The organism is Candidatus Neoehrlichia procyonis str. RAC413, assembly GCF_000964795.1.
Taxonomy (GTDB): Bacteria; Pseudomonadota; Alphaproteobacteria; order Rickettsiales; family Anaplasmataceae; genus Neoehrlichia; species Neoehrlichia procyonis.
On record NZ_LANX01000001.1, the window covers coordinates 562,654 to 577,983 of the forward strand.

Genomic DNA, 15,330 nt, shown 5'->3' on the forward strand with positions numbered 1-15,330 from the left:
CAACTCTCCAACATAATCTTATCTCATAACCAATAAGCTAATAAATAAAATCTTATATAAAAATTTACTTAGCATAAAGTACACAATATAGTAAAATATCAATATATTTATGTAATAAAAATGTATAACAGCATAATATCGTTAACAGTAATTTTAATTTTAATATCTTTGACTATAATCTCTCTAATGTCAGGAATTGTATTAATGTCTATCAATAATAACTTTTATATAAAGCACAAAAATAAAATCATGATTATTAGAATAGCACTACAATTCATATCATTTATTGCAGCAGTTTTATTTTTTAGATAAATTCTTCTGGCAACAGTTTTTATTAGGTAAATCTTGCATAAATAAAAGGTTATATTGATTTTTGGATTAATTTAATGCAAAAATTTTTAATAAGTCCATATTTTATAATTCACTTATAATTTTCTATATTAAAATAGTTATTATCAAACCTTATAACTCTATTAGCAACTTTCTCACAAACTTATCAATAAACTATGTACATAAATAATATCCCATAAGAACTATAAATTGTTGTTGCTCCTGTATATTCTAAAGACTTAATGTAATAACTATTATCAATAGCTATTTTGGCTAAAAATTGGCTATTCATTCCACCAACATAGCATTGTGAGAGTTCTCATGCCAAGTAACTTACAATAGGAATACAATTAGATTAACTTTAAATTCACATGTGCATGATAATATAAACCTCACAATTTTAAAATATGTTACTTATGTACATAAATACTTTAAATTAATACATGTAAAACAATTTATACCAAAACTACTGCTTTTATCAGGATAGATCGATCATGTAATTCCCTTTTTATAATATAAATTACCATAACAAAACATTGTAATGATTTTTATATTCCTAATTTAATCACCAGCAAACTAATAGCAAAAAATTCAGTAAAATTTAAGAAATACAATACAAAAAACATTTAAAACTTATAAAAATTATATGGATGTTAATTATTAAGTGACTATTATTCATTTCTCTATTGTCTAGTTACATATACCTCATTTGATAATAGCTTTTATAAAAAAAAATCGTACAATTACTAAAAATTAGTATTAAATATTCTATGGTTTGCTACTCTAGTTTAGAGGTAATTTCAATGTCTAAAATTAATACAAAAATACTCGGCATACTAAATATTACTCCGGATTCATTTTCAGATGGAGGAAAATTTTTTAGCATTGAAGCTGCTATAGCACAGACAATAAGTCTAATAGATAATGGGGCACATATCATTGATATAGGAGCAGAATCTACACGTCCAAATGCAACACTTTTATCCCCATTAGAAGAGTGGAATCGTATAAAGGATGTAATATCAGAAATAATTACAATCGCACATAATAAGAAAGTTAAAGTTAGCATAGATACTAGAAATGCAGTAACAGCATATAAAGTAACTCAATTAGGAGCCGATTATATCAATGATGTTAGCGGATTATCAGATCCTGAAATGATACCTGTTATAAAAGACAGTAACGCTAATATTATAATTATGCATAATTTAGGAATACCTGCAGATAAAAATAAAGTCATTCCAGCACACCATGACCCCATAGAAGAAATAATACAATGGCTAAAACAACGTATAGAAAAACTAATATCTGCAAATATTGAAGCAAATCGTATTATAATTGACCCAGGAATAGGATTTGGTAAAACTGCCCAACAGTCATTGCACATTATACAAAATATCACACATCTTAAAATACTTGACTTACCTATATGTGTTGGACATTCACGCAAGTCTATGTTATCAGCACTATCAATAAATAATGATTTTCGCGATTACGCTACTACAATAATATCAACATTTTTAATGCAAAAGAACATAGATTTCATAAGAGTACATAACCTATATTTACATACACAAACCTTTAAAATTTGGAATCAACTACTACAAACATAATTTAAAGAAAATTGCTTCACAAAATTTATCGTAATTAAAAAAAAGACCTTATACAGTAATGCTAAAAAGCATACAACTAGTAATATATGTTATTTACAACATTTGTTAGAAAGCTATCTATTTAGCCTATTATAGAGTTTATTCATACATATAGCAACCTTAGCATTAATTTACAAATATCTATCTTATACTTCTAATATCATAAGTATCTTAATGTGCATCAATAAATCAAAAATTATATATTTCTTATCTAGAAAAATAATTTTCATACACAAATATATAAATAATACTTCTCTTCCTCCTAATACATATTAATGTAATATAATCCTGGTACTATTTTAAAGCTATTTCCCTTAACAATCAGCATTACCACCTAACAGAAACACTAAAGATGAATTTTTTTAGTATTTACTTACATAAATTAATTCCCAAAATAAATAATAAGCTATTTTTTATAATATATTTAAAAAACCAGCAGTTACACACATCAGAATACAATCTAAAACTTTAAACCAGAATTACTATGTCTATGCTCCTCGATACTATTAGTATCATAATAAGATATATCAACATCAGACAAAATATCCTGCAAACCAGCAATAAAATTATGCAATTTATCCTGGTATGCATGATTATCTTTGAGAACCAACGAAAATACATAACATTGCAATCCCATAAATGCAAATGTAAGTCCTGTAAATAAAGCAGCAGTCCATTGTGTACTTTTATTATTATTACAAACTATACATATAGCTCCACATACCAACATTATACTTTGCAGCATAGCAACACAAGTATACAACAACCTATCCCACACAATCTTATCTGATAACTTACATATCTCCTTCTTCTCATGAAAAATCACATAATCTATAATTTTTATGTAGCTATTTACATTCTGTGCATCAATACAATTGTCAAAAAAATTATGCAATATAATACTTTTCTTAAGTGCAATTCCAAACATCATTTTAAGTACATCATGTGGACCATTATTTAATATAAGCTCCAAATCAGCTATATTAAGCCCTATATCTTCGCAAACGTTTTTCAGCTCATCCTCACTCATCCCATACTTACATATTATCCCTCTATGATTCATAAAATAATCTAATAATTTTTTAATCTTTTCATTTGCTTTTTTTATTGCTATATTATACTTCTTCATACTTCTTTGATATGCAACATCATCACAACAATATGTATTATGAACACTTATAACTTTGTTTATCAAAGTATTAATAGCTTTGTTATAGTGTTCATTATGTGAAAGATTTTTACTAACTAATCGTGCAAACACAGCCTGTATTAATGCATTTTTTAGCATTTCTATCGCATTATAATTGTATTCATCTCGTAATACAACAAATGCAAGTTTCTTTTTTACCGATTTGCTTATCTTAGAATTAATACAGTAACCTACGATCTTATTTACATCCTTTATAACTAGATCTGTATCTAAATGTAATATCATAATATTAACTTCTCACAAGTTTGTTACTTTCAAAGTAATACTTAATTTTTTAATAAAGGTAAAGTTATAAATAATTCACATACTAAAAATATTCTTGTAAAAAATAATAATTTTAGAAAACTATAGAACTATACTTAAAAGTAGTATTAATGCTTTATAATACACTATAATATTTTACACTATTACAGTTTAATAAATTATTACTGTGTTTTTTTGCAAAATTACATAGTAATATAATCTATATTAGAAGTTATTATTTCAGATACAATGCCAAAACGCACAGATATAGAAAGTATACTAGTTATAGGTGCTGGTCCAATAATTATTGGTCAAGCATGTGAATTTGATTATTCAGGCACTCAAGCATGTAAAGTTTTAAAAAAGGAAGGATATAGAGTAATACTTATCAATTCCAACCCTGCAACAATAATGACTGATCCTGGATTAGCAGATGCAACTTACATTGAACCCATAGTACCTAGTATTATAGAAAAAATCATTATCAAAGAAAAACCTAATGCTATTTTAGCTACTGTTGGAGGACAAACATCTTTGAATGCAGTTATTGAACTATCAGATCAGAAAATATTAGCCAAATATAATATACAGCTAATAGGTGCTAACAGAAATGCTATCAAAAAAGCTGAAGATCGCAATTTATTTTGTCAATCTATGGATAATATAGATATTAAATATCCAAAAAGAATAATAATTCAAAATATAGACATGATTGATGCTGCTGTTGAATATATAGGACTACCTGCTGTAATTAGACCATCTTTTACATTAGGAGGGATAGGTGGTGGCATAGCTTATAATAAAGATGAATTTTATAAAATTGTGAAACATGGCCTAAGTATGTCTCCAATATCAGAGGTACAAGTAGACGAATCCATAATTGGATGGAAAGAATTTGAAATGGAAGTAATGAGGGATAGCAAGGATAATTGCATTGTAGTATGCTCTATAGAAAATATCGACCCAATGGGAGTTCATACCGGAGATAGTATTACAGTAGCTCCTGCGATTACCTTACGTGATATAGAATATCAAAAAATGCGCAGTATGTCTTTTGCAGTTCTTAGAGAAATAGGTATAGAAACTGGAGGTTCAAATGTACAATTTGCTATTAATCCCAAAAAAGAAGGAGAAATTCTTGTTATTGAAATGAATCCTCGAGTCTCTAGATCTTCAGCACTTGCATCAAAAGCAACAGGATTCCCCATTGCAAAAGTAGCTGCTAAATTAGCGATAGGATATACATTGAATGAAATAATGAATGACTGTACCTCTAAAATTCCAGCTTCATTTGAACCAACAATGGACTATATAGTAGTCAAAATACCAAGGTTTAATTTTGATAAATTTCAAGACTCTGATAAAGAGTTATCAACATCCATGAAATCCGTAGGAGAAGTAATGGCAATAGGACGCTCTTTTACAGAATCATTACAAAAAGCCTTATGTTCTTTAGAAATTGGATTAAACGGATTAAATGAGTTTTTTGATAAAAATGTAAGTACTGATCAAATTTATGAATATCTTGTTAAATTATCACCTGATAGAATATTAATAATTGCTGATGCACTCAGACATAATATAAGTATAGAAGAAATTAATAAAATAACTGGATACGATCCATGGTTCTTAATACAAATTCAAAACATTATTAAGTATGAAAAAATTATAAAAAACAATGGCATACCACACAATAAACAAGATCTTATACATCTTAAAAAAATGGGATTCTCTGATAGTAGATTGGCAGAATTAAGTAACAATACTATTGACTATATAGAACATTTAAGAAAAAGTTTATCAGTTAAGCCTGTATACAAACGCATCGACACTTGTGCAGGAGAATTTGAATCAAATACTGCATATATGTATAGTTGTTATGAAGAAAGTATACTTAATGATCCAGAATGTGAAGCAAATGTAACAAAAAAAAATAAAATTATTATATTAGGCAGTGGCCCTAACCGTATAGGTCAAGGAATTGAGTTTGACTATACATGTGTACATGCGGCATATGCTATAAAAGAAATGGGATATGAAGCAATTATAATAAATTGTAATCCTGAAACTGTATCCACTGATTACGATATATCTGATAGATTATATTTTTCTCCCCTTACAAGAGAAAGTGTATTAGATATAATATACAAAGAACAAGAAAAAGGTGCTTCTGTATATGTAATAGTACAATTTGGCGGACAAACACCTTTAAAGTTAGCTAAGATCCTAAAAGAAAAATCCATTAATATAATTGGAACAAGCTTTGATTCTATCGATCTGGCAGAGGATAGAATGAAATTTCAGCAGTTATTAATACAACTTAATTTAAAGCAACCACTCAGCACTGCTTGTAATTCTATAAAAGAAACCATATTTAATGCAGAAAAAATATCATTTCCTCTATTATTGCGCCCATCATATGTGTTAGGAGGACAGTTTATGTCCATAATATATGATATGAGTGGATTACTGTTATACTTAGAAAAGCATAAAAATGTCTTTCAGCATGGCTCTCTCCTAATAGATAGTTTTCTCACGAATGCTGTAGAAATAGATGTAGACGCTATTTGTGATGGTAACAATGTCTATATAGCCGGTATAATGGAACATATAGAAGAAGCAGGTATTCATTCTGGAGATTCTGCATGCTCAATCCCACCACATACCTTACATACAGAAGTTATCAACAAAATAATAGAATACACTAAAAAAGTAGCTTTTGCATTACAAGTAAAAGGATTAATTAATATTCAATATGCCATTAAAAATCAAGACATTTACATACTTGAAGTTAATCCAAGAGCTAGTAGAACCATACCATTTATTGCAAAGGCAACAGGAATTCCTATAGCAAAAATAGCCACAGAAATAATGCTAGGTAAAAAATTATATATTAATCAAAATAATCTAAATATTAATTATGTTGCAATAAAAGAAGCTGTTTTTTCTTTTTCAAGATTTCCAAATTCAGATGTTTTACTAGGACCTGAAATGAAATCTACAGGAGAAGTTATGGGTATAGACAAATCTTTTGAAATAGCATTTGCTAAATCTCAAATATCAGCAGGATACGAAATACCTACTCAAGGAAAGGCCTTCATTTCAGTTAAAGATAGTGACAAACCAGAAGCTGCAAAAATTGCACAAATATTATTAGATATAGGATTTGAAATTTTTGCTACAACAGGAACATCAAAGTATTTTGATAGTTTAAAAATTAAAAACAAGCACGTTAACAAAGTAAGAGAGGGAAGGCCCCATATAATTGATATGTTACAAGATGGACAAATAAGTTTAGTAATTAACACCTCTGAAGGTCTTAAATCAACCTCAGAAAGTAGCAGTATTAGAACTACTGCTTTACTAAAAAAAATTCCATATAGTACAACAATACCAGGAGCAAAGGCTTTAGCACTTGCAATTAAACATTTTAAAATGCAAGGATTACAAGTTAAGCCTATACAAGAGTACTTTAATACTAACAATATTGGTATAACCTTTGAAGGTAATTAGCGTATAATAGTATTCTTCCCAACTAAATATAAAATTGCTCTTAATAAACACAAATACTTATAATATTCAAATAACTGAAAAGTATTAATCATAATATGGATTAAAATGCTTTGAGTATAAATATTAATATGCTTTAAGATTTATATAAAATTATTCCGATATAGAACATTAGCTATTCCATAAATGATAATTACATCTATGACTTTAACCCAAAAAATAAATATTAGAGCTCTTAATAAAATAAATACTATACTCTAAAATAACTTGATGTGAATTAAAATACTTTGAGTACAGAAAGAATACACTCAAGATTTATATAACATCATTTTATACTCAATATATCAATATATAACATTAGCCATTACGTAAATGATAATTACATCTATTACATATCAATTAATACAAATTAAATTTTATAGGCCAATATCAAACATAAATAAATATTACATAAAGGTATTTAACAATGCTATACCTTAACAGTAATAACTTATTATATAATATAAAACAATAAGTGTTATAAAAATAAAGAAATATAAAGAACTTAGTTAGAATTTAAATAAAAACACAAATAATAAATATCAATATACTAAAGAAATAAAAATGACTTACATTTTTTTTTATATAAAATAATTTTCTAATTTTCTTCCACTTTAGGCTGAAGCACCTTGCGTTCAAGTCTTATCAATCGCTTTTTTATAACTTTTATTTCATCTAATAACTTTTGATATGCATCATTACTAATAGCATTATCATTATATGCTATTTGTTGTACATTATCACTTTGTTGATTTTCTTCCTTATTACCTGAGGTAAGAGCTTTTTCTTGTATTTTCATTATTGAAGAAAATATTTCATCAAAAGTTTTACTATCACCAACTATTTCTTTCACAGTGTCCATATATTGTTTTACAATATCTTTATAATCATCTGTCATAGCAATATCAACCTTAAAAAACTATGATTGGATCATATTTTATTAATACACGAATGTCAATCAAGAACAATACATATTGTATATCACTAATATCACTTATTTATAATATCATTCTTTTATTAACAAAGCATTATTCACAATCACTATGTAATATAAAAAGTTAGTTGTATAAGTAACCCAAACTCACATTATCAACAGCTATATTCGTAACAACTTTACAATAATTATTACTAATAATTCATCATACTTAACAACAAGAACTTAAATAAAAAAAAGATACCGCTAATTTTCAAAATATACTACTATCCATGATCACTATCATACACTAAAATACCTTTGCATTAATATTAACATACATCAGCAATACAATAAATTACACCATCCCCTTATAAAATAGATGCTTACTATAAGTAGTAAAACTTAAACAACATATAATTCAAAGATATATCACAACTAATCTAACTGAGGAGATATCATATTTTCCGGTCTTACAATTTTATCAAAATCTACGCTACTTATAAAATTAAGCTTTATAGCAGCCTCCTTTAATGTTACATGATTTTCAAAAGCATACTTTGATATTTTTGCTGCATTATCATATCCTATATGTTTATTTAGCGCTGTCACTAACATTAAAGATTGATTTAATAAGTAACTTATACGTTCTACATTAGGATGTATACCCTCAATACAATTTCTTGCAAAACTAACACTCGCATCTGACAATAATCTAATAGACTGTAAAGTATTATAAGCCATTACAGGCTTAAAAACATTTAATTCCAAATGCCCACTAAATCCTCCGATGGTAACCGTTGTATGATTACCCATTACTTGTGCACAAACCATTGTCATTGCTTCACATTGAGTAGGATTCACTTTACCTGGCATGATTGAAGAACCTGGCTCATTCGCTGGAAGTGTAATTTCTCCTATCCCGCACCTTGGACCTGAACTCAACAACCTAATATCATTAGCAATTTTCATTAAACTAGCAGCAGTTGTATTTAAAGAACCGCTAAGCTCAACAAGTGCATCATGAGCAGCCAAAGCTTCAAATTTATTTTCTGCTGAAACAAATTCAATTCCAGTAATTTTTTCTACTTCTCTAGCAAAACTTTCTCCAAATCCTATTATGGTATTAAGACCTGTACCTACTGCCGTTCCACCTTGAGCTAATTCATAAACATCTATTATCGAAGAATTTATACGCTCCATACTTTTTTTTATCTGAAATGCATAACCTGAAAACTCTTGTCCCAAAGTTAAAGGAGTTGCATCCTGAAGATGTGTACGCCCAACTTTAATAACATTTTTAAATTGTTCAGACTTAAAATATAAAATATCATACAAAACATTAAGACTTGGCAATAAGCATCTTTTTACTTCACATACTATCGCTATGTACATAGCGGTAGGGAATGTATCATTAGATGATTGAGAACAATTTACATGATCATTAGGATGTACAAATGACTTATCACCTTTCATACCACCTAATATTTCAATAGCTCGATTTGCTATAACTTCATTCGCATTCATATTTGTTTGGGTACCAGAACCAGTCTGCCAAACCACTAAAGGAAATTCATCATCAAATTTACCATCAATAACTTCCTGAGCAGCAGCACAAATTGCATCTCCAATACTTTTATTAATAATATTATTATTCATATTAACACGCGCTGCAGCTAATTTTACAACACCCAAAGCCCTAATTAAAGACTGTGGCATTCTTTCTGTACCAATCCTAAAATTATCAATAGAGCGTTGTGTTTGTGCTCCCCAATAACGATAACTAGGAACATTAACACTACCCATACTATCTGTTTCTTCTCTAAATTTATGCATTATTTTTTCCATTAAGTACTCAAGTTAGCCTATAATTTTACGCCAATCTATAGTAATTGTCCATGCTAAAAATAGCACTTTTAAAAAATTTAAATGAATACAATTTATATTCATTTTATAATAAGCAACACCATACTTCTTAAGGTTCATAACATAATTTAAAACTATTTTTACAAACTGATAACAAGTCTATGTTTACCTAGAAATCTTCTACTTCCCTTTAAAAGGGCAATACTTCTATAATAACCTCGTATACATCGTTGTAGTAAATGGTGTAGTATACTTTTACATTTTTTTTGTGCTTGATTATAACTCTTACTAATAACCTAAAATATAAACACAGAGCCAAAAATTATTAAATTAACTTGATAATTACTTATTTATAAAAACTATTTGTTACAATTAATTTCTTAAGTTAATATCTATGCTCAAAGTTATTTTAAATATACACAGTATATGAATGTATTAATAACCGCTGGCCCAACTAAGGAATATATTGATCCAATAAGATATATTTCTAATAATTCATCTGGCAAACAGGGTTACGCACTCGCAGAACATATGAGTGAAATTGGATGGAATGTAACACTCGTATCAGGTCCTGTTAACCTACCTATTAAAAATAAATATAATATAATACACGTAGAAACTTGCAGTCAAATGCTACTAGCCTGTATAGATTCATTACCTGTAAATATAGCAATTTTTACAGCAGCTGTAACTGATTGGATCCCTTATTACTCGAAACATAAAATAAAAAAATGCTTAATCAATGCAATCGATGTAAATTATAGCCCTGATATCATAAAGTGCATTAGTATTAACAAAAAAAGACCAAAGTTAATAATTGGTTTCTCTATTGAGTCAGAAAATTTAGTACAATCTTCTAAAGAAAAACTCATTAATAAAAAATGCGATTGGATCATTAGCAATAATCTCTACGTCAATAATGAAAAAATTATGGGAAGTGATTATAACCAAATATCAATTATTACAAAAGACAATATAGATTCTTTTCACTTAATGACAAAAAAAGATACTGCAAAACTTATAACAAAAAAAATTATTGACTACTTAAATATTAACATATAGGTTAATCGCTAATAAGGTAAAGAAAACTACATGTCAATTGAACAATCTTGGGAATTATTAGGTAGTGGCCAGCGTGATGGTTACAAGGTCGCCTATGTTAACGCAAGAATTATAGATCCAGGTTCTAAGCTAGATATAAAAGGTACATTGTTAACTCAAGGACAAAAAGTTGTTGATTTTGGTCCTAATCTGTTTGCAAATGGAATTCCTAGTAGCATTGATGAAGTAATACAATGTGATGGAAAAATACTAATGCCCGGTATTATTGACATTCATGTACACTTTCGTGACCCAGGAGATGAGCATAAAGAAACCATACATACTGGTAGTAAATCAGCTGCTGCAGGTGGAATAACAACAGTTGTATGTCAACCAAATACTTGCCCACCTATTAATAGCGTAGTTACAGCAAAATACATTAAAATGAGAGCTATTGAAACTTCATACGTTAATATTGAATTTTATGCATCTATTACAAAATCCGGTAAGTCGTTATGTGATATGGCATTATTAAAAGAAGCAGGAGCTTTAGGATTTACTGACGACGGATTGCCTGTTATGAATTCTTTATTAATGAAGCAAGCATTAAATTATGCTAGCATGCTAAATGTTGTCATTGCACAACATGCAGAAGATCTTCATTTATCAAATGGTGGGTGCATTAATGAAGGACAAATCTCTTATGAATTAGGATTAAAGGGTATTCCAGATATAGCAGAATCTATTATCGTTAATCGTGATATAATATTAATGAAAAATATTCATGATGTACATTATCACGTACTTCATATTTCAACAGAAGATTCTTTAAATTATATAAAAGCAGCCAAAGCAAAAGGATTAAACATTACATGTGAAGTAGCACCTCATCACTTTATTTTAAATGAAAATGAAATTCTGCAACAAGGGTCACTAGCAAAAATGAATCCCCCTTTACGCACTGAAAATGATCGCTTAAGCATGATAAAAGGGTTACAAGATGGTACAATAGATTGCATAGCTACAGATCATGCACCTCATTGTAAAAATGACAAGTATCTGCCAATAGATACTGCAGCCTTTGGCATAATTGGGTTAGAAACAATGCTACCGTTATCACTAGAATTATATCATAATAAACAAATAGGATTAATTGATGTATTATCAAAATTAACAAATAAGCCTGCAGAAATTATAAAAATTCCAAAAGGCAGAATTCAAAAAAATGCAATTGCAGATCTTGTAATCATTGATCCAGATTATGAGTGGGTTGTTAATGTTGACAAATTCTCTAGCAAATCAAAAAATTCTCCTTTTCACAATAGAAAAGTTAAAGGTATAGCTTTACGAACTATAGTTGCTGGAAAGACTACTTATCAAGCACGCTTAAAGTCTAAATAAACCACCCATATATAAAATAAACAAATACTACTACTCCATAGGATATATAATTAACAGAATAAATTATCACTAAATACTCGATTTATAATAATTCTCATAAAAAGTAAACATCAAAATTAAAAAAATAAAACCTAAGCAACGTTTATAAAAAATTTACTAAAAAAAGAAACTAACTATTCAGCTAATTAATACAAATATTTCAATTTATATTATCAAATATCAAAAAATAACTTTCATTAATACAAGCATTCCACGTTAATTTATAATTTCTTTTAATTGACTATATAATATATTAGCAATTTTTTTTACTAAGACTATATTATCACCTTCAACCATTAATCTTATCAATTTTTCTGTCCCAGATTTACGTAATAATATTCTACCATTGTTTTTTATAGCATTCTCTGCATCTTGTACTATAAGTTTTACTTGCTTGTTATTAATATCAAAATCATGCTTACACAAAATATTTTTGTTAACTTGCAGCATAGGAATGAAATCTTGAAATATTTCACCTGTTGTCTTTCCTGTTTCAGCAATAATACACAAAATCTGTAGAGCAGTAATTAACCCGTCTCCAGTTGTCGCGTAATCACTTAATACAATATGTCCTGATTTTTCACCCCCAATTTTACAGGAATATTTTTTCATCATTTCCATAACATTACGATCACCTATTGCACATCTATATAATCTTATGCCCAAATTTTTCATATATTCATCTAAAGATAGGCTAGACATTATAGTTGCTACAACACCTAAATTTTGTATTTGAGCACTCTTATATTTAGCAATACCAGCAATAATTTGATCACCATCTATCACATTTCCCTTTTCATCACATATAATAACTCGATCTGCATCTCCATCAAAAGAAATACCTATATTAGCATTTTCTTTTCTAACTATTCGTGCAATATTTTCTGGATAAGATGAACCACAATTTTCATTAATATTAAATCCACTAGGCTTATCTGCTATAACTATTAAATTTACTCCCAACATGGAAAATATCCTTTTACTAACATGACATGCTGCACCATTAGCACAATCCAAAACAACCTTTATGTTAGAGACATTCAATCTTTTAGGAAAAGTATTTACCACAAAATTTATATAATGCTCGTCAGCATTATCTATAACATAAACTTTACCTATATTCCTCGGTGAAGCTAATGCATAATTTAAATTTGTCATAATTTTTGATTCTATTAACCGCTCACCATTTACAGATAATTTAAATCCATTATTATCAAAAATTTTTATACCATTATCAAAATATAAATTATGAGATCCAGATAAAACCAATCCTATATCTGCACCTAAGTATCTTACTAACATAGAAACAGCAGCTGTAGGAACTATTCCTACTAAACTAACATCCATTCCTATAGAAGTAAATCCAGACACTAATGCTGCTTCAAGCATATATCCTGATGCCCTAGTATCTTTACCAATAATAACCCTATTAGTAACACTCCGAAATTCTACTCCTATTGCCATACCTAATTTTAATATTGTTTCTGCATTCATAGGATAAGAATTTATCTTACCTCTTATTCCATCTGTTCCAAAAATACTTTTTAACATATATATTATTCGTTAGAAAACTTTATAAAACTCTTCTTTTAAAACTTTATCAAATTCCGCATAAGATAACTTTATGCCTAAATTTTGTATAGAAGTAACACCATAGTTTGTTATACCACACGGAATTATTCCATAATAATGTGATAAATCTGTATAAATGTTCACTGATATACCATGATAAGTAACCCACTTGTGAACTCTTATACCAAATGCTGCAATTTTATCTTCTTTGCAATTACTACCACGTACCCATACACCTATACGTTCATTATTAAAATAACTTTCTATGGAGAAATAAGATAATGTATTAACAATCCATCTTCCTAAATTTGCAACATATAATTTAATATCACATTGATTCCTTCTTTTTAAGTCAAGCATGACATAAATTACCCTTTGGCCAGGACCATGATATGAATATTTACCTCCTCTAGTAGTATAAACAACTGGAAATAAGTCTTCTATAAGTAGCTCATCTTTCTTAGCACTGGTTCCTGCAGTATACATTGCAGGATGCTCAAGTAACCATATTAATTCGGGTTTATTGCCTTTTGCAATATCTTTCACCCTATTTATCATAAAATTCAAGGCTTCTTCATATTGCACATGGCTTGAATATACCCAATCTAATTCCCTATAAACCATGTTCTGACAAATCTTATTTTGTTAAAATAGCACAACAAATTTATTATGGTATAAAATTCCACACTAACGTAATAGTAAATGTTTACTATAACAGATATATAAAATATAACCCACATAAAAACTAAAAAACTATAACTATACTATAAACAATACAGACATTATAATAACCCATGGCTTTTAAAGCTATAATACTTATTAGATGTAACAATCACATGATCAACTAAGTTAATATTCATATTTAAGCACACTTTTAATAACCGATTAGTAACACTAATGTCAGATTGTGAAGGAGATGGATCACCGCTAGGATGATTATGTGCTATAATAATCGATGTCGCACCAAGATATAAAGATCTTTTTATTATTTCTCTTATATAAATCGGGGTTTCATCTACTGTACCAAAAGTTTGCACTTCGTCAGCAATTAAACGATACTTCTTATTAAGATACAATATATGAAAATTTTCTATAGTAGAATTTCCTATGCTTACTTTCAAATATTCTATTAACTTATTCCACTCATTAATAACTATACAACCTTTAATATTCCCTCTTTGTATTCTTTTTAATGCTTCTGTTACACAAAAAATAGTGGCTATAGATACTTCTCCAACACCTACAATCTCTTTTAGCTCATTTGCATCAGCATAAAAGACTCTTGAAAAATCACCAAAATGATCAATTAGTCTTTTTGCAACTGGTTTCATATCTTTTCTAGCATGAGCAGAGCACAAAATTAATTCTAAAACTTCATAATCTAGCAACCCTTTACCGCTACCGCACAATAACTTTTCTCTCAATCTTTTTCTATGACCTATTTGATGTTTTTTATACTCATAATCAACACTCATTGATTCTTTATAATTTAGACATTTACTTATAATACTTAA

10 protein-coding genes are annotated in these 15,330 nt (G+C 28.3%); 4 read left to right on the forward strand and 6 right to left on the reverse strand.

The window, feature by feature from the left end:
• The first annotated feature begins 1,133 nt into the window (after positions 1 to 1,133).
• Complete coding sequence (gene folP / locus NLO413_RS02070; RefSeq protein ID WP_045808880.1) at positions 1,134 to 1,943, forward strand: dihydropteroate synthase; 810 nt, start codon at positions 1,134 to 1,136, stop codon at positions 1,941 to 1,943.
• A 499-nt stretch (positions 1,944 to 2,442) separates the two neighbouring features.
• Here the strand turns inward: folP and NLO413_RS02075 are convergent, their stop codons facing one another.
• Positions 2,443 to 3,417: a hypothetical protein gene (locus tag NLO413_RS02075; protein ID WP_045808881.1), complete on the reverse strand. Its 975-nt coding sequence runs from the start codon at positions 3,415 to 3,417 to the stop codon at positions 2,443 to 2,445.
• Between the two features lie 267 nt (positions 3,418 to 3,684).
• Here NLO413_RS02075 and carB point away from each other — a divergent pair, with 267 nt between their 5' ends.
• Positions 3,685 to 6,948, forward strand: a complete 3,264-nt coding sequence (gene carB, locus NLO413_RS02080) for a carbamoyl-phosphate synthase large subunit (protein WP_045808882.1) — start codon at positions 3,685 to 3,687, stop codon at positions 6,946 to 6,948.
• 634 nt (positions 6,949 to 7,582) lie between these two features.
• Here the strand turns inward: carB and eplA are convergent.
• Together eplA and fumC are read right to left on the reverse strand one after the other, a co-directional pair.
• Entirely contained in the window at positions 7,583 to 7,882 is a 300-nt protein-coding gene (gene eplA, locus NLO413_RS02085; protein WP_045808883.1) for an adhesin EplA, read from the reverse strand.
• A gap of 453 nt (positions 7,883 to 8,335) precedes the next feature.
• The gene (gene fumC / locus NLO413_RS02090; protein ID WP_045808884.1) at positions 8,336 to 9,745 is read right to left on the reverse strand and encodes a class II fumarate hydratase; all 1,410 of its coding nucleotides are present in this window, start codon (positions 9,743 to 9,745) and stop codon (positions 8,336 to 8,338) included.
• A 444-nt stretch (positions 9,746 to 10,189) separates the two neighbouring features.
• Between fumC and NLO413_RS02095 the strand changes: the two genes are divergently transcribed.
• Both NLO413_RS02095 and NLO413_RS02100 read left to right on the forward strand, forming a co-directional pair.
• Positions 10,190 to 10,825 carry a phosphopantothenoylcysteine decarboxylase domain-containing protein gene (locus tag NLO413_RS02095; protein ID WP_045808885.1) on the forward strand — a complete coding sequence of 212 codons (636 nt, stop codon included), beginning with the start codon at positions 10,190 to 10,192 and terminating at the stop codon, positions 10,823 to 10,825.
• 30 nt (positions 10,826 to 10,855) lie between these two features.
• Positions 10,856 to 12,205, forward strand: a complete 1,350-nt coding sequence (locus NLO413_RS02100; protein WP_045808886.1) for a dihydroorotase — start codon at positions 10,856 to 10,858, stop codon at positions 12,203 to 12,205.
• A 255-nt stretch (positions 12,206 to 12,460) separates the two neighbouring features.
• On the opposite strand, the gene glmM is transcribed toward NLO413_RS02100, so the two are convergent.
• The 3 genes from glmM to radC form a co-directional block, all read right to left on the reverse strand.
• Positions 12,461 to 13,795 (reverse strand): phosphoglucosamine mutase, encoded by a 1,335-nt coding sequence (gene glmM, locus NLO413_RS02105; protein ID WP_045808887.1) that lies wholly within the window; start codon positions 13,793 to 13,795, stop codon positions 12,461 to 12,463.
• Positions 13,796 to 13,807: 12 nt separating this feature from the next.
• A complete protein-coding gene (lipB, locus tag NLO413_RS02110; protein ID WP_045808888.1) occupies positions 13,808 to 14,440 on the reverse strand; it encodes a lipoyl(octanoyl) transferase LipB in 633 nt (210 codons plus the stop codon).
• Positions 14,441 to 14,598: 158 nt separating this feature from the next.
• Entirely contained in the window at positions 14,599 to 15,291 is a 693-nt protein-coding gene (gene radC / locus NLO413_RS02115; protein ID WP_045808889.1) for a RadC family protein, read from the reverse strand.
• Between the last annotated feature and the right edge of the window lie 39 nt (positions 15,292 to 15,330).

Bases quoted from the DNA above. Each gene is read 5' to 3' on its own strand.
- eplA (WP_045808883.1), bottom strand. From the start codon at position 7,882: ATGACAGATGATTATAAAGATATTGTAAAACAATATATGGACACTGTG.
- NLO413_RS02095 (WP_045808885.1), top strand. From the start codon at position 10,190: ATGAATGTATTAATAACCGCTGGCCCAACTAAGGAATATATTGATCCA.
- lipB (WP_045808888.1), bottom strand. From the start codon at position 14,440: ATGGTTTATAGGGAATTAGATTGGGTATATTCAAGCCATGTGCAATAT.
- fumC (WP_045808884.1), bottom strand. From the start codon at position 9,745: ATGGAAAAAATAATGCATAAATTTAGAGAAGAAACAGATAGTATGGGT.
- NLO413_RS02100 (WP_045808886.1), top strand. From the start codon at position 10,856: ATGTCAATTGAACAATCTTGGGAATTATTAGGTAGTGGCCAGCGTGAT.
- radC (WP_045808889.1), bottom strand. From the start codon at position 15,291: ATGAGTGTTGATTATGAGTATAAAAAACATCAAATAGGTCATAGAAAA.
- folP (WP_045808880.1), top strand. From the start codon at position 1,134: ATGTCTAAAATTAATACAAAAATACTCGGCATACTAAATATTACTCCG.
- NLO413_RS02075 (WP_045808881.1), bottom strand. From the start codon at position 3,417: ATGATATTACATTTAGATACAGATCTAGTTATAAAGGATGTAAATAAG.
- glmM (WP_045808887.1), bottom strand. From the start codon at position 13,795: ATGTTAAAAAGTATTTTTGGAACAGATGGAATAAGAGGTAAGATAAAT.
- carB (WP_045808882.1), top strand. From the start codon at position 3,685: ATGCCAAAACGCACAGATATAGAAAGTATACTAGTTATAGGTGCTGGT.